Below are 18,031 nucleotides of genomic sequence, written 5' to 3'. Positions count from 1 at the left end.
TTCTCCACGTGTAGGGGGTGCTGAATGTTCACGACGCCACGGTCAGGTGGCGACAGGCGCGTCTCAGGCTCAGGCCTGGTGCTTCGCGATGTAGTCCGCGGCGTCGCCGACGGTCTTCAGGTTCTTGACGTCGTCGTCCGGGATCTTGACGTCGAAGCGCTCTTCGGCGGCGACGACGACCTCGACCATGGACAGCGAGTCGACGTCCAGGTCATCGGTGAAGGACTTGTCCAGCTGGACGTCCTCGACCGGGATGCCGGCGATCTCGTTGACGATCTCCGCGAGACCGGAAACGATCTCGTCCTGAGTGGCGGCCATGTGGCGCTCCTTCGGTGTTAATCAGAGGGTTGATCTGGGCGGTGCCCGGAAGATCCGGTTGCCTAGGGGAGGGTAACGACCGTGGCTGCGTAGACGAGACCCGCCCCGAAGCCGATGACGAGCGCCGTGTCGCCGCTCTTGGCCTGCCCGGTCGCCAGAAGCCGCTCCATGGCGAGCGGGATCGAGGCGGCCGAGGTGTTGCCGGTGGTCTCCACGTCACGGGCGACCGTGACGTGCTCCGGCAGCTTGAGGGTCTTCACCATCGAGTCGATGATCCGCATATTGGCCTGGTGCGGGATGAAGACGTCCAGGTCGGCCGAGGTGATCCCGGCCGCGTCCAGCGCCTGCTGGGCGACCTTCGCCATCTCGAACACGGCCCAGCGGAACACCGCCTGGCCCTCCTGCGTGATGGCGGGGAACTTGATCTCGCCCTTGGAGTCGAGCGGCAGCTGCGACACGTCGCCGTTGTGGAAGCGGTCCCACGTCACGGTCTGCTTGATCGTCCCGGCCTTGTCGCCCTCGGAACCCCAGACCGTCGGACCGATCTCCGGCTCCTCGGCGGGGCCCACGACGACCGCGCCCGCGCCGTCACCGAACAGGAAGGCCGTCGCGCGGTCCTCCAGGTCGGTCAGGTCGCTGAGCCGCTCCACGCCGATCACCAGGACGTACTGGGCGGAGCCTTCGACGATCATGCCCTTGGCGAGCGTGAGGCCGTAGCCGAAGCCGGCGCAGCCCGCCGAGATGTCGAAGGCCGCGGCCTTCGCCGTGCCGAGCCGGTCGGCGATCTCGGTGGCGATGGCCGGGGTCTGGCTGAAGTGCGAGACGGTCGAGACGACCACGGCGCCGATCTGCTCGGCGGTGATCCCCGCGTCCGCGATCGCCTTGCCGGACGCCTCGATCGACATCGCGGCGACGGTCTCCTCGTCGGAGGCCCAGTGCCGGGTCGCGATGCCGGAGCGGGAGCGGATCCACTCGTCGGAGGAGTCGATCGTCTCGAGGATCACCTCGTTGGGCACGATCCGGGTGGGGCGGTAGCCGCCGACACCCATGATCCGCGCGTACGGGGCGCCCTTGCTGGGCTTGATCTTCGACATGCTCTACGGCTCCTTGTCAGGCTGCTGAGTGCTCGGCGACGAGCGTGCGGGCCGCGTCGAGATCGTCTGGGGTCTTGAGGGCGAGCGTCTGCACGCCCGGCAGCGCGCGCTTGGCCAGACCGGTGAGCGTGCCGCCGGGGCACACCTCGATCAGCGCCGTCACACCGCGCTCCTTGAACGTCTCCATGCACAGGTCCCAGCGGACCGGGTTGGCCACCTGGCCGACCAGCCGCTCGACGACCTCGTCGCCCGAGCTGACGACCGCGCCGTCACGGTTGGAGACGTACGGCAGCTTCGGGTCGGACACCGTGAGCGTCTTCGCCGCCTCGGCGAGCTTGTCGACCGCCGGGGCCATGTGGAGCGTGTGGAAGGCACCGGCGACCTGGAGGGCCACCACGCGGCGGACGCCCTCGGGCTTGTCCGCCTCGAGCGCGGCGAGCTGCTCCATCGTTCCGGCGGCCACGATCTGACCGCCGCCGTTGACGTTCGCCGGGGTCAGGCCGAGGCTCTCCAGGTGCGGCACGGTGACCTCGGGGTCGCCGCCGAGCAGCGCCGACATACCGGTCTTCGTGATGGCCGCGGCATCCGCCATCGCCAGGCCACGCGTCCGTACGAAGCCGAGCGCGGCCACGTCGTCGAGGACACCGGCGAACACCGCGGCGGTGATCTCGCCGACGCTGTGGCCGGCGACGGCGCCGGGCGCCACGTCACCGAGCGCGGACGCCGACAGCAGACCGGCGGCGACCAGCAGCGGCTGGGCGACGGCGGTGTCGCGGATCGCGTCCGCGTCGGCCTTCGTGCCGTAGTGGACGAGGTCGAGTCCGATGGCGTCCGACCAGGCCGCGATGCGGTCGGCGGCGCCGGGGAGTTCGAGCCAGGGGGTCAGAAAGCCGGGCGTCTGAGCGCCTTGGCCGGGAGCGACGAGTACGAGCACCCTCACACTCTCTCTTGTATACGGCTCCGGACGCCCGTGGGGACAGGGACGAAGAACCGTCAGGGGAATTGTTGGTGTCCCACAAAAGTCTAGGACTGGGTATCCCCGTCGGCCAGACGCCCCAGGATGAGTGCGATCCGCAGTGTGAAAGCGGAGCGTACATCGGAGGGTGACCAGCCGGTGACGTCTGTCACACGTCGCAGCCGGTAGCGGACGGTGTTGGGGTGGACGAACAACATCCGCGCCGCGCCTTCGAGGCTACTCGCCTGCTCCAGATAGACACTCAGAGTTTCCAGAAGTGCCGAGCCCGCTTCTTCCAGCGGTCTGTAGATCTCCTCCACCAACTGCTCGCGCGCGGCGGGGTCGGAGGCGATCGCGCGCTCCGGCAGGAGATCGTCCGCCAGCACCGGGCGCGGCGCGTCCTGCCAGGCGGAACACGCCTTGAGACCCGCGGCGGCGGCCTGGGCGGACCTGGTCGCGGCCAGCAGGTCGGGCACGACGGGCCCGGCGACCACCGGACCGGCGGCATAAGGCCCGATCAGAGCCTTGGCGACCTGGAGCGGGTTGTCGCTGCCGCCCGCGATGACGACGAGCCGGTCACCGAGGACACCGGTGAGGACCTGGAGCTTGGCGTGCCGGGCGGCCCGGCGGATGGCCTCCACGGTCAGTTCGCTGTCACCGTCCGGCGCGGTGCCGAGGATGACGCACACATGCTCGGGCGAGTTCCAGCCGAGCGCCGCCGCGCGGGAGACTGCGCCCTCGTCGGCCTCCCCGGACAGCACCGCGTTGACCACGAGGGACTCCAGCCGGGCGTCCCACGCGCCACGCGCCTCGGCGGCCTGCGCGTACACCTGGGCCGTCGCGAAGGCGATCTCGCGGGCGTAGACGAGCAGCGCCTCGCGCAGCACGGACTCGTCGCCCGGCGCGGCCACCTCCTCGATCGCCGTCTCCATGACCTCGATGGTGGTGCGCACCATCTCGACGGTCTGGCGGAGCGTGATGGCCCGGGTCAGCTCCCGCGGCGCGGTGCCGAAGACGTCGGTGGAGATGGCCTGCGGGGTCTCCGGGTGCCGGAACCACTCGGTGAAAGCGGCGATACCGGCCTGGGCGACCAGACCGATCCACGACCGGTTCTCGGGCGGCATCGCCCGGTACCACGGCAGCGTCTCGTCCATGCGTGCGATGGCGTCTCCGGCCAGCCGGCCGGAGGACTGCTCCAGTCGGCGCAGGGTCGCGGAGTGCGGATGAGGGGCGTTCGCTGCAGGTTCGGGCACGGGACAAGACTGCCTTATCAGGACGCGGGCGCTAAGTGGCGGGGTTCGTTGTCCTGCGCCGGAGGCCCTGGGGCCGGGGCTACCGTGGATTCGTGATTGACGTACGGCGCTCCGCCGACCGCTACCGCGGCGGCGCACCCGGATCGGGCATCGAATCCCTGCACGCCTTCTCCTTCGGGCGCCACTACGACCCCGACAACCTCCGCTTCGGCGCGATCCTCGCGTGCAACGAGGAGCGGCTACGGCCCGGCGCCGGCTTCGACGAGCATCCGCACAGTCACACCGAGATCGTCACCTGGGTCGTCTCGGGCGAGCTGACCCACCGCGACTCGCAGGGACACGCGACGGTCGTACGCCCCGGGGACGTGCAGCGGCTCAGCGCGGCGGGCGGGGTGCGGCACGTGGAGCGCAACGACGGCGACGAGGACCTGGTCTTCGTACAGATGTGGCTCGCGCCGCTGGCACCGGGAGGCGATCCGTCGTACGAGATAGTCCACGGCATCGCCGACTCGACGCCGTACGCACTGCCCGAGGCGGGCGCGATGCTGCATGTGCGCCGTCTGTCCGCCGGGGAACGCAGCGCGGTCCCGGACGCGGCGGCGGTGTACGTCCATGTGGTGCGCGGTGAAGTGCGCCTGGAGAAGGCGGAGTTGGGCCCCGGCGACTCGGCGCGGATCACGGACGCCGAGCACCTGGAGCTGACGGCGGGAGCGGGGGCGGCGGAGGTCCTCGTCTGGGAACTGGGCTGAGTGCGCGGCCGGCCCCTCAGTCCTGCCAGTAGAACAGCAGCGTGGCGACGTCGAGCGGGGCACGGTCGCCGAAGTGGTAGACGCACAGATCGGTGACGCGGATCGCGCCGGTGGCCCCGTCGATCCAGCGGAAGCCGGCCGATTCGAGGGCCCGGCGGGCAACGGGGTCGCAGTCGTGATCGGTGGCGAAGCGCCCGAGCGTACTGACCATCAGCTCCTTCCCGCCGCCGTACGCGATCACGTGATAGGTGCCGTCGCCCTGGTGGTGGTGCTCGCCGGCGCTCACCGGTCTCCTGGGTGCGAGCCCGGCCGCGGTGAGAGCGGCGGTGGCGCGGCGAAGCTGTTCGTCCACGTCGACGCGGGGCGGAGGCTCGGTGCACAGCACCTCGACGCGCCAGCGCGGGTCGCTCTGTGTACGGCAGCCCGGTGCGTACGCGTGCACGATCGCGGAGCGCAGTTCCTCGTCCAGACCGGGGACCTCGACCCGGGGACGGCCGAGCGCCTCGTGGATCGCCCGCGTCTCGGCGGCGTCCTCGGTCAGGCGGTACAGCGCGTACGCGGCCCACAGCTTCGCCTCGGTCGTCGGGGCCTCATCGAGGTAGAGCCGAAGCCGGTCCGCGTCGTCGGCGAGCGACTGGGCGAGATGAGCGACAAGGCGGTCGGGGTCCGCGAGCGCGTCGGTCACGTCCTCACCGGCGCGGGCCCGCATACGGACCCGGAAGGCACGGTCCTCGGGCCGCGCGTCACCGAGGTCGTGCAGCACCGCGTCGAGCCCGAACCGGTCGATGAGTGCGTCGAGTCCGGCCTCGCCGAGGGCCTGGTTCCGCGGCCACGGGTCGGCCGCGAGCGTCGCCAGCTCCCGCACGGCCGTACGGTCGCCGAGTCTGCCGCGTGCCTGGAGGAACGCCTCGGGCATGCCGAACGACTTCTCCGTCCGCCGGTCCTCGTGCCGCAGCCAGGGCAGGAGTTCGTCCCGGTCCGCGAGCACGTCCAGCAGCGCGCGGCGCACCTCGCCCACATCACCGCAGTCACGGACCCGCGCGAGCAGCGTGGGCACCCGTGCCTCCGGCACCCGCCCGGCCAGCGCGAGCGCGCACGGCCTGCGCCGCCACCAGGGGTGTGCCCGGTCGGCCACGTACCGCGCGAGCGCGTCGGCGTCGAACTCGCGCAGGGCGGCGGCGTCTTCGCGTCCGGCCTGCGGGATCAGGGCCTCGATGTCTCGCATCCGGGGATGCTACGGGAGCTTCACAGGCTGCTGACGAACGACCGCCAGGCGTCGGCGCCGAGGATCAGGACGGGGCCGGAGGGGTTCTTGCTGTCACGGACGGGGACGGCGGCGGGGCAGTTGTCGGCGACCTCGACGCATTCGCCGCCGTTGGTGCCGCTGTACGTGGATGTGCGCCACGTGGCGCCGCCGGTGACGGTGCACTCGACGCAGTCGCCACCGGTGTTACCGCTGTAACTGGACTTGCGCCACTGCGCGTTGCTCAACTCCGGACCGGTCTGCATAACGCTCCTCCATCACACGCCTGATCAGAGTCGCCGAATCCCCTACGGAGAGGGCGGCGGCCTGCAAGTGAGCGTAACGGCGGGCCGCTTCCCTGAGGGTCTCGGGGTTGGCCGTCATATGGCCGGAGGCGATGTCCTCGGTGTAGGTGATGTCCGGGTCGTCGTCGAAGCGCAGCAGGTTGAACGACCCCGCCAGACCTGTGTGTTCACCAGCTGCATTCGGCAGCACCTGAATCCGCATCCAGCGGTGGCCCACGAACTCCAACAAGCGCCCGAGTTGCCTTCGCATCACCTCACGCCCGCCGATCGGCCGGTGCAGCACCGCCTCGTCGAGGATCGCCCAGGCCAGCGGCGGCCGTTCCCGCTCCAGGATGCGCTGGCGCTCCACGCGGGCCGCCACCAGCCCGTCGAGGTCGTCCGGCATTCCCGTCGCGAGCACCGCCCGCGCGTACTCCTCCGTCTGCAACAGCCCGTACACCAACTGCGCCTGGTACGTGGAGATGTACGCCGCCTTCGCCTCCATCTCCGCGTACGGCTGGAACCAGTGGGGCAGCTGGCTGCGCAGCACCAGACCGGCCAGGCGCGAGAACACCCCGTCCGTGCCGAGAGCCGCGTCCACCCGCTCGGAGAAGTCGCGGGTGGGGACCTTCTTCGTCGTCTCGATCTGGCCGATGAGCGAGCCCGTACAGAAGATGATCTCGCCCAACTGGCCCTGTTTGAGCCCGTGGGCCTCGCGCTGGCGGCGCAGCTCCCAGCCGTAGTAGTCGAGCGGGGATGCGCTGGGGTCGAGTGACTGGATGTTGGCCACGGGGGCACCTCCGGCCTGCAACGCCTCGCGGCGTTCGTTTCGGTTCGTAGCCGAGCGTAACCGGCGCATCGCACGCTGGTGACATGAATCACGTAACCGATCCGCAGGTGAACGAGGCCGCCGCCCGGTACCGCACCGACTTCGCGGTGGCCGACCATTCCGCCCGGCACCTGCGGCGCATCCTGCGGTTCTACCTCGAAGGCTCCGGGCTGCTCGATGTGGCCGACGCGGCCGAGCTGGCGCTCACCGAGCTGATCGCGAACGTCGTACGGCATGTCCCCGGGCGCCGCTGCCGCACCTGCATCCTTCTGCGGGCCGACGGCGTACGCGTGGAGGTGGCCGACGACTGTCCGAAGCTGCCCGAGCCGGCGGCACGCGACGAACTGGCCGACGGCGGACGGGGGTTACTGCTGGTCGAGGCGGTCACCGACCGGTGGGGCGTGCAGCCGCATGCCGGCGGGCAGGGCAAGACCGTGTGGTTCGAGTGCCTTGCCTCGTCACCGGACGACCGGCCGGGACGGCTCAGCCCCGCAGCTCCGCCAGGACCGCGTCCGTGAACGGCGGCCACGCCTCGATCGCCCACGGCCCGAAGGCGCGGTCGGTGAGCACCACGCACGCCGCCTGCGCGTCCGGGTCGATCCACAGGAACGTGCCCGACTGGCCGAAGTGGCCGAAGGTGCGGGGTGAGGACGAACTGCCCGTCCAGTGCGGGGACTTGCCGTCGCGGATCTCGAAGCCGAGACCCCAGTCGTTCGGCTTCTGGTTCCCGTAGCCGGGCAGGATGCCCGACAGACCCGGATGGACGACGCTCATCGCCTCCAGCACGGTCCGCGCGTCCAGCAGCCGGGGCGCCTGTACCTCGGCGGCGAAGCGCACCAGGTCGTCCACGGTCGAGGTGCCGTCCTTCGCCGGGGAGCCGTCGAGCGTCGTCGCCGTCATCCCCAGCGGCTCCAGCACCGCCTGGCGCAGATACTCCGGGAAGGGGATCTCGGTGGCCTTGGCGACATGGTCGGCGAGTTGCTCGAAGCCGGCGTTGGAGTAGATCCGGCGCGTGCCGGGCGCCGAGGTCTGCTTGTGCTCGTCGAAGGCGAGCCCGGAGGTGTGGGCGAGAAGGTGGCGCACCGTGGACCCCTCGGGACCCGCGGGCTCGTCCAGCTCGACCGCGCCCTCCTCGTACGCCACGAGTACCGCGTACGCGGCGAGCGGCTTGGTGACCGAGGCGAGCGGGAAGCGCTGTGCGACGGGGCCGTGCGAGCCGGCGACGGTTCCGTCCGCTCGGACGACGGCGGCAGCCGCGGTCGGTACGGGCCAGTTCTCGATCTTCGCCAGGCTCTGCATGCCTGCGAGCCTAGCCGCGTGTCAGCCGGGACCGCCGGGCGGGCGTCACACCGACCGCCCGGCGACCGTTTCCGCGTCGCCGGGGGACAGCAGCAGGCCGGAGGCCGCGATGAGCGCCACCACGCCGGACAGCACGAACAGCGCGGGCGAGGGACCCCAGGGCACCATCAGCGTGCCGGCCAGCCCGCCCAGGAACATGCCCGCCACCGTGGCGACGGGCCGGACGAACCGGATCTCCCGCCCGCCGGATGCCGTGGTCCCGGGGACCAGCAGGGTGCCGATCAGGGTGACCAGGGGGATCTGGATGAGCAGCGTCGTCATCCCGGTGATCGGGGCCCGCACCACCCCGATGTTGCGCAGACCCATCGCCAGGGCGACCAGGCCGATCACGGCGTAGCGCTGCCCGGAGGACACGGAACCGTCCCCGGGCCAGCCGAGGGCCACCACCGCCGCCACGGCCAGCAGGACCGCTTCGGCCGCCAGCGTATGGGGGAGCCAGAACGGGCGGCGCCGACGGAGCAGTCTGATCAGCGCGCTGCCGCAGACCACACCGAGGACGAACGCGGCCAGCGACACGGTCGAGGGGACGGCCGACGGGATGTCGCTCGTGCCGCCGAGGGCGAAGGCCAGGAACAGCAGGTTCCCGGTCGCCAGCGCGGTGAAGACATGGCCGAGGACCAGGAAACTGAGGGCGTCGACCGCGCCCGTCGTCACGGACAGCAGGGACAGGGCCCCCAGTACGGCTCGCTCACGGAAGTCCGTCAACGCAGACCGGGCCCCCGGAGCCGTCGCGGCATCGGATCATCGTGCACGGCTGGCTCCTGACGGTGTCTCCGGTCTCGCCCCGGCGCCTGTGCCGCGGACCTCCCGATCTTGCCCCGGCCGGGCCGTACCGCCGGGGACGACACCGCGTGCCCGCGCCCCCGCAGCCCTAAAGGGTGAGCCGCATCGCGGGGTCGGGGGTCCGGGCGAAGCCCAGCGAGGTGTAGAGCGGCTCGCCCTCGGAGGAGGCCCGCAGATCGATCTTGCGTACGCCGCGTTCCTCGAACCAGGCCAGCAGCGCTTCCATACAGGCGCGGGAGTGGCCCCTCCGACGCATGTCGGCGTCGGTCGCGACACTGAACACGTAGCCGCTGACACCCCGCGGGTTGCCCGGACCGCCGAGCCGGTGCTCGATGATGCCGACCGCGCAGGCCGCGAGCCCGCCCGGCCGGTCGACGACGAACGCCGTCAGATCGCCGTCCGGCTCGGCGAGCCTGGCCCGCAGGGTCGCGACGGCCGCGGGCTGCCAGCTGACGTCGGGGTTCGGGCCGTGGCACGAGTCCTGCATGACCTTGCGGAGGCGGACCAGTTCCAGGGCGTCTTCGGGCGTTGCCCGGCGGGCGGCAGTCATGAGCGGGACGCTAATGCGGGCACCCGCAAAACTGCCATCGGATTCTGCTTGCTTGGAGTGCACTCGAAGGTTTTAGCGTGGAGGTATGACGCTGATCGAGAGCACTCCCGTACGGACGGATCTCTGCAAAGCGGCTCCCCGCGCGCACCCGCGCCCGGAGGGGCAGGACCGCTACACGATCAGCGAGGTCGCCGCCTTCACCGGACTCACCGCGCACACCCTGCGCTGGTACGAGCGGATCGGGCTGATGCCGCATGTCGACAGGTCGCACACCGGGCAGCGGCGCTTCACCAATCGCGACCTCGACTGGCTCGCCTTCGTCGGCAAGTTGCGGCTGACCGGAATGCCCGTCGCGGACATGGTCCGGTACGCCGAGATGGTGCGGGCCGGCGAGCACACCTTCGATGCCCGGCAGGAGCTGCTGGAGCAGACCCGGCGTGACGTTCTCGCGCGGATCGCGGAACTCCAGGACACCCTCGCCGTGCTGGACCACAAGATCGAGTTCTACGCGGGCGCCCACCGGGCGCCGGAGAGGGTCTGAACCCTGATGAGCACCACCAAGATCGAACAGGTTCGTCTCGGGACCGGGGGCCCGCTGGTCGGCGTGCAGGGCCTCGGCTGCATGGGCATGAGCGAGTTCTACGGCGACACCGACGAGACGGCCGCCCGCGAAACCCTGGAAGCGGCGCTGGAAGGAGGTGTCACGCTCTTCGACACGGCCGACGTGTACGGGCGGGGCGCCAACGAGGAGTTCCTCGCACCCTTCTTCGGCGCGCACCGCGACGAGATAACCCTGGCCACCAAGTTCGCCATCGAGCGGACCGACGACCCGCAGTACCGGGCTGTGCGCAACGACCCCGCGTACATCCGCCAGGCCGTCGACGCGAGCCTCTCGCGGCTGAAGACCGAAGTGATCGACCTCTACTACATGCACCGCCGTGACCCGGGCGTTCCGCTGGCCGAGTCCGTCGGCGCGATGGCCGAGCTGGTCGCCGCCGGCAAGGTCAGGCACCTCGGGCTGAGCGAGGTCACCGGCCCCGAACTGCGCGAGGCGCACGCCGTGCACCCGATCGCGGCCCTCCAGTCGGAGTGGTCGCTGTTCAGCCGGGACGTGGAGCGCAGCGCGGTGGGCGCGGCGGCCGAGCTGGGTGTCGCGCTGGTGCCGTACTCCCCGCTCGGACGCGGATTCCTGACGGGTGCCTTCGCCGACGCCACGAAGGACCTGTCGCAGAGCGACTTCCGGCAGTACCAGCCCCGGTTCACCGGGGACAACGCCCGGAACAACGCGGCGCTGCTCGAACCGGTCCGCAAGATCGCCGACGCGCACGACGCGACCCTCGCCCAGGTGGCACTGGCCTGGGTGCAGCAGCAGTCCCGGGTGCACGGGCTGCCCGTGGTTCCGATCCCAGGCACCCGCAAGGCGTCCCGGCTCCGGGAGAACCTCGGGGCGACGAGGCTGACGCTCACCGACGAGGAACTGGCGCTGCTGGAGCCGATCGCCGGGCAGGTGGCGGGCGACCGCTACCCGGACATGTCGTCGACGTCGGCGGCGCGGGAGGTGTAGGACCCGCGCCTGCGCCCAGAAGCCTGAGCCGTCTACGACCCGCGCCTGAGCCCAGAAGCCTGAGCCGACTACGCGAGGCCCAGTGCGAAGACGGCGAAGCCCGCCGCGAGCAGCCCCGCTGCCGCGCGGCGGGTTCTCGTCGTCTTCGTCCACGGGGTCTCGAACCGGCGCGCGTACCGGCCGATGAGGACCAGCAGCCCGGCGAACAGCGGCAGCCACGCCAGCCGGGCGAGGATCCAGCCGAGCGAGTCGGGTGCGGTCGTCAGACCGGGTACGGCACCGGCGAACGCTCCCGGGACCGCCGCCGCCAGCATCGCCGTCTGGTGCCAGCACAGGATCGTCATCGCCGACAGGTTGACGACCACGACCGGGGCCCAGAGCGCCGGCCGCGTCAGCAGCCGGGCGATCCGGTCGCGGAGCAGGATCGCGGCGCCGCTCTGCACCGAGGCCAGGGCGAGCACCAGCAGCGACGGCGGATGGGAGTTGGTACGGGTCTCGCCCGGCACACCGACCATCGACGCCGGGTAGTCGAAGACCAGCAGCAGCACGGCGAAGAGCGCCGCGCCGCCGACGAGCAGGACCCGGGCGTGCCGGCGGCCGAGGCGCCCTTCGCCCCAGCTGACGCCGAGCTGGTACGCGAAGAGCCAGCCCGGAAGGATGTTGAGGACGCTCAGCCAGGACGGCACGGCGTCGGCGTACGGCCCGTAGCGCAGGACGTCCACGACGGCGACACTCACGAGCAGCGGCGCTGCCGCCCACGCCCCGAGCCGGCGGGCGAGGCGCACACACCACGGGGTCAGCGCCGTCACCACGGTGTACACGCCCACGAACCACAGGGGTTGGACGACCAGCGTCGAGCCGGTGCGCAGCGTCGTGCCGGGCACGCCGAGCGCGTACAGGACGGGGATCATCGCGGCCCAGACGGCGGTGACTCCGAGCACCGGCCGACCGAGGCGGGCGATGCGCTGCTTCAGCCACTGGGCGGTGGAGCCCGGGCGGCGGTGGTATGAGAGCACGGACGCGTAGCCGCCGACCAGGAAGAAGATCCCGAGCATCTGGAGCACCCAGCTGACCGGGGCGAAGAAGCCGAACGTCGCGAGCGGGCTGGCGTTGTGCAGGGCTCCGTCGGCGTCGAGGGTGAAGCCGCCGAGCAGCCAGTGCCCGGTCGGCACGGCGAGCAGGGCGAGCGCTCGCAGCCCGTCGACGGCACGGTCGCGGTGGGCGGGTGTGCGGGCCTCGATCTTCTCGGCGAGTCTCATCGGACGTCTCCTTCGTGCCTCGCGGATGCGGGCCCCGCGGACGCCGCACGGCCGGTCGCGATGGCGGCGAAGTGCCGGAGCGAGTCGGTGCCGGGGGCGAAGTAGCCGGTGTGCCCCTCGGCCCGTTCGGCGGGAACCGGGCGTGCGCCGAAGGCGGGTGAGGCGGGGTCGTTGCCGTGGCCGAGCCCGAGGAGTTCGACGTGCGGGACCTTGGAGATCCAGTCGGACGCGTCCTTGGCGGCCCACACCCGGGCGTCGGTGCGCAGTTCGCGGACGGAGCCGGCGCGCATCCCGGGGGAGCCGAGCACGACGATGTCGGCGGCCCGAAGGTCACCGGCGGCGAGACCGCAGACGACGGAGCCGTAGCTGTGGCAGAACAGGCTCGGCCGCGGTGCGTCGACCGCCGCCAGCCCGTCGGCGAAGCGGGTCAGGCGTACGGCGCCGGCCTCGGCCAGGTCGCCGGTGGCGGCGTCCAGCCCGACACCGACGGGGGTGGTGTAGCCGGTCCACGCGATGACGGCGGTGCCGGGGTCCGTCGCCGCCCGGAGGGAGTTGGCCATCCCGGCGGGCGTGCCGTACGGGTCCTTGGCGCGGTCGAAGGTCCCGGCGTCCATGTCGGACCCCGGCACGATCACCGACACATGGCGGGCGTGCTCCAGGTCGCCGTAGACCTCGGCGACCTGGCCGCGGCCGCGGGGGTCGAAGGCGAGTATCTGCCGCCCGGGCTCCGCCAGTCGTGCGAGCGGAGTGCCGCGCAGGGCACGGGAGTTGGCCTCGTACCGCAGGGCGACGGGTGCGCCGTCCAGATTGCCGACGACGAGCGGGTGGCGGTGGGCGAGACGCTGCCGGGCGGCGGGGTCCAACGTGCGGAAGAAGTCCGCTACTTGGGTGGGCTCGGCGGTGGCGGGGTCGGGCAGGGCGCGGCCGAGGGAGCGGTCGGCGTTCCACTCGGCGGTCCCGGGCGGCGGACCGGTGACCGGCCGTTGCGCGCTCCCGGAGGCCCAGCCGGCGGTCCCGGAGACGACGGTCGTCGCCAACGCAACAGCCACCAGGGTTCGTTTGTAGCGGCGCATGCTCCCGCCCTTCCTCTCGCTCGTCCGTCTGCGTGACGGAGGGAAGGTAGGAAGGGGATGGGTGAGGGGGCGTCACCCCGGGGAGCCAGGTCGAAGGTGCTACCGGGGTATGAGCGGGCGGAGACGGGCGGGCGGGAAGGTGCGCCTGAAGGCTCAGGAACGGGCAGCAGGAAGCAGGCTCAGGAACGGACCGCCGGAACCGGCTGCCGGAAGCACATACGGAAGCAAGTGCGGGAACAGGCGCACCCGCAACCTCAGGAACGGGCAGCAGGAAGCAGGCTCAGGAACCTGCTGCCGGAAGCACGTGTACACGCAGGCCCGGCAGCAGGTCCGGGCACGGGAACAGGCGCACCCGCAGGCTCAGGAGTCGGCCGCCCCGGGCCGGACCAGGCCCGATTCGTACGCGAAGATCACTGCCTGCGCCCGGTCCCGCAGCGCCAGCTTCGACAGGACCCTGCCGATGTGCGTCTTCACCGTCTGTTCCGCCAGCACCAGATGGGCCGCGATCTCCTGGTTGGACAGACCGCGCGCGATCAGTTCCAGGACCTCGGTCTCGCGCGGGGTCAGGCCGTTCAGCCGCAGGGAGGGGTCCTTCCGCGGCGCCTGCCGCTGGGAGGCGAACTCGGCGATCAGCCGGCGGGTGACCGAGGGGGCCAGCAGCGCCTCGCCCGCCGCCACCACCCGTACCGCCGCGATCAGATCCGCCGGGGGCGCGTCCTTCAGCAGGAATCCGGACGCACCCGCCCGCAGCGCCTCGTACACGTAGTCGTCCACGTCGAAGGTGGTCAGCATCAGCACCTTGGGCACATGCACGACTCCCACCGGCGGGTGGAGGATCTCGCGGGCGGCGGCCAGGCCGTCCATCTCCGGCATCCGGACGTCCATCAGCACCACGTCGGGGTGCGTGGAACGCGCCACGTCCACGCCCGCCCGGCCGTCCGGCGCCTCGCCCACCACGTCGATGTCGGACTGCGCGGCCAGCAGCGCGGCGAAGCCCGCCCGCACCATGGCCTGGTCGTCGACGATGATCACGCGGATGGTCACGAAGGGTCCTCCGAAGTGGGGGGAGTGGCCAGCGGAAGCCGCGCGGCCACCCGGAAGCCGCCGTCCGGCAGCGGGCCGGTGTCCAGTGTTCCGCCGGTCAGCCGTACGCGTTCCCGCATACCGACCAGACCGTGTCCGGTGCCGGTGGTCTCCAGCGGTGACGTGCGTTCCTCCGCCGGGAGGTTGACGACGAGGACGGTCAGATCCGTGCCGTCGGACGTCACCGAGACCCGGGTCGGCGCCCCGGGCGCGTGCCGCACCACATTGGCGAGCGCCTCCTGCACGATGCGGTACGCCGACAGATCGACCGCCTGCGGCACCGGGTCGTCCGGCACTCCGAGCGCCAACTCCACCGGCACGCCCGCCCGTACGGTCGCCTCCACCAGCTGCTGCACCCGGTCGAGCCCGGGCTGCGGGGTCAGTTCGCCCTCCGTGCCCTCGCTGCGCAGCACCGTCAGCAGCCGGCGCATCTCCGTCAGCGACTCACGGGCGCCCGCGGCGATCGCCCCGAACTCCTCGCGCGCCGCGTCGGGCAGGCCCTCGATGCGGTACGGCGCGGAATCGGCCTGCACCGTGATCAGCGACATGTGGTGGGCGACGACGTCGTGCAGCTCGCGCGCGATCCGCGCCCGCTCCTCCAGGACCGTGCGCTGCGCCCGCTCCGCCTCGCTGATGGTTTCCTGCACGACCAGCCGGCGCTGTGCGTCGCCGCGTTCGCGCAGCGCGCCGGTGACGACCAGCACCACCCCGCTCAGGACGAACAGCAGCAGATGGATGCCGTCGCTGCGGTCCTGCGAGATCAGTTCGAACAGCCACCCCACCGCTCCGGTCGCCAGCCAGACGGCCAGCAGCGTACGGCGCGGCTCCCGCAGCCCGAGGCAGGCCATCAGGACGAGGTACCCGATGACCACCATCGGCGTCCACGGCCAGCTCCGGTCCACGGTCCCGGCGGCGCCCATCAGCGCGAACGCGCCGGCGACATCCGCCGCGGCCACGATCCACCACGCCTGGAGCGGGCGGGTGAGGGCCAGCAGCAGCGGCACGGTCTGGGCGGTGGCCAGCGCACCGGCGACCGCTCCGTTCAGCCGGTAGTCGTTGACGAGCACACTGACCGTGACCGGCAGCAGAGTCACGACGAACGCGAACACCACCACGTACGGCGTCAGCCGCAGCCACCGCTTCTCGACCGAGCCGAAGAGCGGGGCGGTGGACGACGACGGCGTACGGAGGTCGGCGGCGAGGAGACGCAGATTGTCCTGGGCGCCGCGCAACGCGCGGGAGCGTCGCGAGGGGGAGGACCGGGGAGACTGGGACATGGCCTGATCAGCGTAGGCAGACCGGCCGGCCCGGGGCGTCATACCCGGGGGCCGGGCGCGGTGTCATACCCCGGTATGACACCACCGCCCGCTCCGGCCCGCTCACAGCTCCGCCAGCAGCTGCGCCTTCTTCGAGCTGAACTCCTCGTCCGTCACCAGACCCGCCAGATGCAGTTCGCCCAGGTGCCGGATCCGCTCGGCGATGTCCGCCGGGTCGCGACGGCACGCCTGCATGGCCATCGCGGGCGGCGAGCCGGAGTTCTGCACGGATTCGAGGACCGCCGCCGCGAACGGCAGCGACTCGTGCACCTGTCCCTTGTTCAGCCCGAACATCAGCGCGGCCGGGTCCTTGTCGAGCGCGGGCCGGGCCGTGTCGTCGACCGGCGGATTCGCGCGCCGGACGAGCCGCAGATATCCGTCGAGGGCCTCGGGCGTGCGCCATTCCACCCCGCTCAGCTCGTCGACCGGGAAACACTGGTCGCCCGCCTTCCACTTGGCGGACGACGCACCCGCCCACGACCAGCGGAAGTCGACACGGGAGCCGTCGAAGGAGGCTTTGCCGTCGTACGCCTTGAAGTTCAGGGGCGCGCTGGGCGCGGCCACGGCGTACCGGTCGACGGGACGGTCGGCGTCCGAGGGCAGCACGGCCCTCAACTCGTCGGCGTAGTACTCGGCAAGGGTCTCGCGGTCGGCCGGCAGCACCAGGCGGTACGGATCGCACGCTTCCTTCAACTGCCCGGCCGCTGCCTCCATCAGAGGATCGGCACCGGGTCTGGGTGCCGCATGCAGCACCACCGTGCCCCGCTTGCCCGGGGAAAGTGTCACCGACGCCAACGCTTCGTGAGGGATGCGGCGTTCGCGGAGCGTCTGGAACAGCTTCGGCGCGCGGTGTCCCCGTTCGAAGCGGATGATCACGGAGTCGGTCTCGAACTCCCACGTGGCTTGAATTCCGGCCAGTTCGTCACCCATACGCCTCATCGTAGGCGGCGGGCGCCCGCACGTCTTCCCTCGGTGCCGAGCCCGGTTGACGAAGTTCTACGCGCGTCAGACCGCTTCTTCGCCGTAGATACCACTGCGGCATGTGTCATCGGCGCTCGCACAGGTGACACCGTCGAACGAACCGACGCCGATCTCCGCGAAGTTGGTGATGCTCTCCGTGCCCGGCTCGAAATAGCCGGTGTGGCCGACAGCGTCCGCCGCCGACATCACCCGCGCGCCGAACTCCGGTGCCACCGGGTCCTCGCCGTGCCCCAGTCCGCCGACCGCCAGATGCGGCACGTCCTGGATCCAGTCGTCGCTGTCGCGCATCGCCCACACCCGGGCGCGCGTGTGCAGCGCCGCGGCGTTCTCGGCGCGCATGCCCGGGCTGCCGGCCACCGCGATGTCGGTGACGCGCTCGGGCAGTTGACGTGCGGCGACGCCGCAGACGACGGAGCCGTAGCTGTGGCAGAAGAGTGCGACGCGGGCCGGGCCGGGCAGGGCCTCGGTCAGCGCCGTCAGCCGGACGGCGCCGCTCTCCGCCAGCCTGCCTATGGCCGAGTCGACGCCGAGCCCCGCCGGGGCCGTGTAGTCGGCCCAGGCGATGACCGCCGTACGCGCCCGGGGCGAGGCCGCCCGCTCGGCCGCGTAGAGCGACTTGGCCATGCCGACCGGCGCCGCGTACTTGCGGGCGGTCCGCTGGAAGGTGAGCAGATTGGTGTCCACACCGGGGACGACCACGGACACGCGTTCGGCGCGGTTCAGATCACCGAACACCTCGGCGACCTTGCCGGGCCCGGACGGGTCGAAGGCGAGGATCTGCCGCTCGGGGTCCATGAGGGACTCGAAGCGGTTGATCCGGCGGGTCGCCATGCGCCGGCCGTCCGCGGTGAGGTCGGCGGTGGCGAAGCGTTTGCGTTCGAGTTCCAGTGCGCGCGCCAGGCCCTTGCGGTTCGCCCGATAACGCAGAGCGACCGGAGCGCCGTTGAGATTGCCGACCACGTACGGGTACTCGTCGGCGAGCCGCATGCGTTCCGCGCCCCGCAGCGAGGCGAAGAAGGCCGTGAGCTTCTTCGGTGACGAGTCGGTGCCGGGCAGGGCCCTTGCTCCTATGCGCGCCTTGCCCCAGCCGCTGAGCTCGGCCTCGTAGATGTCACGAGGGCCGCCCTGGTGCCGTACGGCCGTCCAACCGGTGGTCGCCAGCATCAGGAACACGACCGTGAGCGCGAGGAAAGCGCGCACGGTGACGGGGGTGGGGGAGGAGTCGAAGGAAGTCACTGAGAGACACCCTAGGAGAAGCCGGCGGTGGCTCGCGAAGACCGTGAGGGAGATCACGTGTTCAGAACGTAATTACGGGGAAGAACCGTGACTTGAGCCACG

20 protein-coding genes are annotated in these 18,031 nt (G+C 71.5%); 4 read left to right on the top strand and 16 right to left on the bottom strand.

Features of this window, described 5'->3' with window-relative positions; all coding sequences use genetic code 11:
- Positions 1 to 69: 69 nt before the first annotated feature.
- The 4 genes from ACFWU3_RS11025 to ACFWU3_RS11010 all read right to left on the bottom strand — a co-directional run bounded on the left by ACFWU3_RS11025 (position 70) and on the right by ACFWU3_RS11010 (position 3,620).
- Complete coding sequence (locus ACFWU3_RS11025) at positions 70 to 318, bottom strand: acyl carrier protein (RefSeq protein ID WP_313946491.1); 249 nt, start codon at positions 316 to 318, stop codon at positions 70 to 72.
- 62 nt (positions 319 to 380) lie between these two features.
- Positions 381 to 1,412 (bottom strand): ketoacyl-ACP synthase III, encoded by a 1,032-nt coding sequence (locus ACFWU3_RS11020; protein WP_384434431.1) that lies wholly within the window; start codon positions 1,410 to 1,412, stop codon positions 381 to 383.
- Between the two features lie 16 nt (positions 1,413 to 1,428).
- Complete coding sequence (locus ACFWU3_RS11015; protein ID WP_313949023.1) at positions 1,429 to 2,346, bottom strand: ACP S-malonyltransferase; 918 nt, start codon at positions 2,344 to 2,346, stop codon at positions 1,429 to 1,431.
- Between the two features lie 89 nt (positions 2,347 to 2,435).
- Positions 2,436 to 3,620: a helix-turn-helix domain-containing protein gene (locus ACFWU3_RS11010; protein WP_313946493.1), complete on the bottom strand. Its 1,185-nt coding sequence runs from the start codon at positions 3,618 to 3,620 to the stop codon at positions 2,436 to 2,438.
- Positions 3,621 to 3,712: 92 nt separating this feature from the next.
- On the opposite strand from ACFWU3_RS11010, the gene ACFWU3_RS11005 reads away from it, so the two are divergent.
- Positions 3,713 to 4,369, top strand: a complete 657-nt coding sequence (locus tag ACFWU3_RS11005) for a pirin family protein (RefSeq protein ID WP_384434426.1) — start codon at positions 3,713 to 3,715, stop codon at positions 4,367 to 4,369.
- Between the two features lie 16 nt (positions 4,370 to 4,385).
- Here the strand turns inward: ACFWU3_RS11005 and ACFWU3_RS11000 are convergent, their stop codons facing one another.
- The 3 genes from ACFWU3_RS11000 to ACFWU3_RS10990 are packed head-to-tail and all read right to left on the bottom strand — an operon-like array spanning position 4,386 to position 6,686.
- On the bottom strand, positions 4,386 to 5,594 hold the full coding sequence (locus ACFWU3_RS11000) for a hypothetical protein (RefSeq protein ID WP_384434423.1): 1,209 nt from the start codon (positions 5,592 to 5,594) through the stop codon (positions 4,386 to 4,388).
- Positions 5,595 to 5,614: 20 nt separating this feature from the next.
- On the bottom strand, positions 5,615 to 5,878 hold the full coding sequence (locus ACFWU3_RS10995) for a DUF397 domain-containing protein (protein ID WP_384434420.1): 264 nt from the start codon (positions 5,876 to 5,878) through the stop codon (positions 5,615 to 5,617).
- Positions 5,820 to 6,686 carry a helix-turn-helix transcriptional regulator gene (locus ACFWU3_RS10990; RefSeq protein WP_384434417.1) on the bottom strand — a complete coding sequence of 289 codons (867 nt, stop codon included), beginning with the start codon at positions 6,684 to 6,686 and terminating at the stop codon, positions 5,820 to 5,822. Before ACFWU3_RS10990 ends, ACFWU3_RS10995 begins: the two co-directional genes overlap by 59 nt.
- An 83-nt stretch (positions 6,687 to 6,769) precedes the next feature.
- Between ACFWU3_RS10990 and ACFWU3_RS10985 the strand changes: the two genes are divergently transcribed.
- Positions 6,770 to 7,243: an ATP-binding protein gene (locus ACFWU3_RS10985; protein WP_384434414.1), complete on the top strand. Its 474-nt coding sequence runs from the start codon at positions 6,770 to 6,772 to the stop codon at positions 7,241 to 7,243.
- On the opposite strand, the gene ACFWU3_RS10980 is transcribed toward ACFWU3_RS10985, so the two are convergent.
- The 3 genes from ACFWU3_RS10980 to ACFWU3_RS10970 form a co-directional block, all read right to left on the bottom strand.
- Entirely contained in the window at positions 7,209 to 8,024 is an 816-nt protein-coding gene (locus ACFWU3_RS10980; RefSeq protein ID WP_384434410.1) for a serine hydrolase domain-containing protein, read from the bottom strand. The genes ACFWU3_RS10985 and ACFWU3_RS10980 overlap by 35 nt on opposite strands.
- Before the next feature lie 45 nt (positions 8,025 to 8,069).
- Entirely contained in the window at positions 8,070 to 8,789 is a 720-nt protein-coding gene (locus ACFWU3_RS10975) for a DUF1275 family protein (protein WP_384434407.1), read from the bottom strand.
- Positions 8,790 to 8,955: 166 nt separating this feature from the next.
- On the bottom strand, positions 8,956 to 9,417 hold the full coding sequence (locus tag ACFWU3_RS10970; RefSeq protein ID WP_384434404.1) for a GNAT family N-acetyltransferase: 462 nt from the start codon (positions 9,415 to 9,417) through the stop codon (positions 8,956 to 8,958).
- Between the two features lie 85 nt (positions 9,418 to 9,502).
- On the opposite strand from ACFWU3_RS10970, the gene ACFWU3_RS10965 reads away from it, so the two are divergent.
- Positions 9,503 to 9,958, top strand: coding sequence for a MerR family transcriptional regulator (locus ACFWU3_RS10965; RefSeq protein ID WP_313946502.1), 456 nt, complete (start codon positions 9,503 to 9,505; stop codon positions 9,956 to 9,958).
- A 6-nt stretch (positions 9,959 to 9,964) separates the two neighbouring features.
- A complete protein-coding gene (locus ACFWU3_RS10960; RefSeq protein WP_384434399.1) occupies positions 9,965 to 10,981 on the top strand; it encodes an aldo/keto reductase in 1,017 nt (338 codons plus the stop codon).
- 68 nt (positions 10,982 to 11,049) lie between these two features.
- Here ACFWU3_RS10960 and ACFWU3_RS10955 read toward each other — a convergent pair whose 3' ends face one another.
- The 6 genes from ACFWU3_RS10955 to ACFWU3_RS10930 all read right to left on the bottom strand — a co-directional run bounded on the left by ACFWU3_RS10955 (position 11,050) and on the right by ACFWU3_RS10930 (position 17,929).
- Positions 11,050 to 12,240: an acyltransferase gene (locus tag ACFWU3_RS10955; protein ID WP_384434396.1), complete on the bottom strand. Its 1,191-nt coding sequence runs from the start codon at positions 12,238 to 12,240 to the stop codon at positions 11,050 to 11,052.
- Entirely contained in the window at positions 12,237 to 13,313 is a 1,077-nt protein-coding gene (locus ACFWU3_RS10950) for an alpha/beta hydrolase (RefSeq protein ID WP_384434393.1), read from the bottom strand. The genes ACFWU3_RS10955 and ACFWU3_RS10950 overlap by 4 nt, the downstream gene beginning before the upstream one ends.
- A 360-nt stretch (positions 13,314 to 13,673) precedes the next feature.
- Positions 13,674 to 14,357 carry a response regulator transcription factor gene (locus ACFWU3_RS10945; RefSeq protein ID WP_313946506.1) on the bottom strand — a complete coding sequence of 228 codons (684 nt, stop codon included), beginning with the start codon at positions 14,355 to 14,357 and terminating at the stop codon, positions 13,674 to 13,676.
- Positions 14,354 to 15,673 (bottom strand): sensor histidine kinase, encoded by a 1,320-nt coding sequence (locus ACFWU3_RS10940; protein WP_384434389.1) that lies wholly within the window; start codon positions 15,671 to 15,673, stop codon positions 14,354 to 14,356. The genes ACFWU3_RS10945 and ACFWU3_RS10940 overlap by 4 nt, the downstream gene beginning before the upstream one ends.
- A 102-nt stretch (positions 15,674 to 15,775) precedes the next feature.
- Complete coding sequence (locus tag ACFWU3_RS10935; protein WP_384434386.1) at positions 15,776 to 16,642, bottom strand: DUF4429 domain-containing protein; 867 nt, start codon at positions 16,640 to 16,642, stop codon at positions 15,776 to 15,778.
- Between the two features lie 75 nt (positions 16,643 to 16,717).
- Positions 16,718 to 17,929 (bottom strand): alpha/beta hydrolase, encoded by a 1,212-nt coding sequence (locus tag ACFWU3_RS10930; RefSeq protein ID WP_384434383.1) that lies wholly within the window; start codon positions 17,927 to 17,929, stop codon positions 16,718 to 16,720.
- Positions 17,930 to 18,031: the final 102 nt, after the last annotated feature.

This window comes from Streptomyces sp. NPDC058685, assembly GCF_042714725.1.
GTDB lineage: Bacteria > Actinomycetota > Actinomycetes > Streptomycetales > Streptomycetaceae > Streptomyces.
This window is presented reverse-complemented; position numbering and strand designations above follow the sequence as displayed.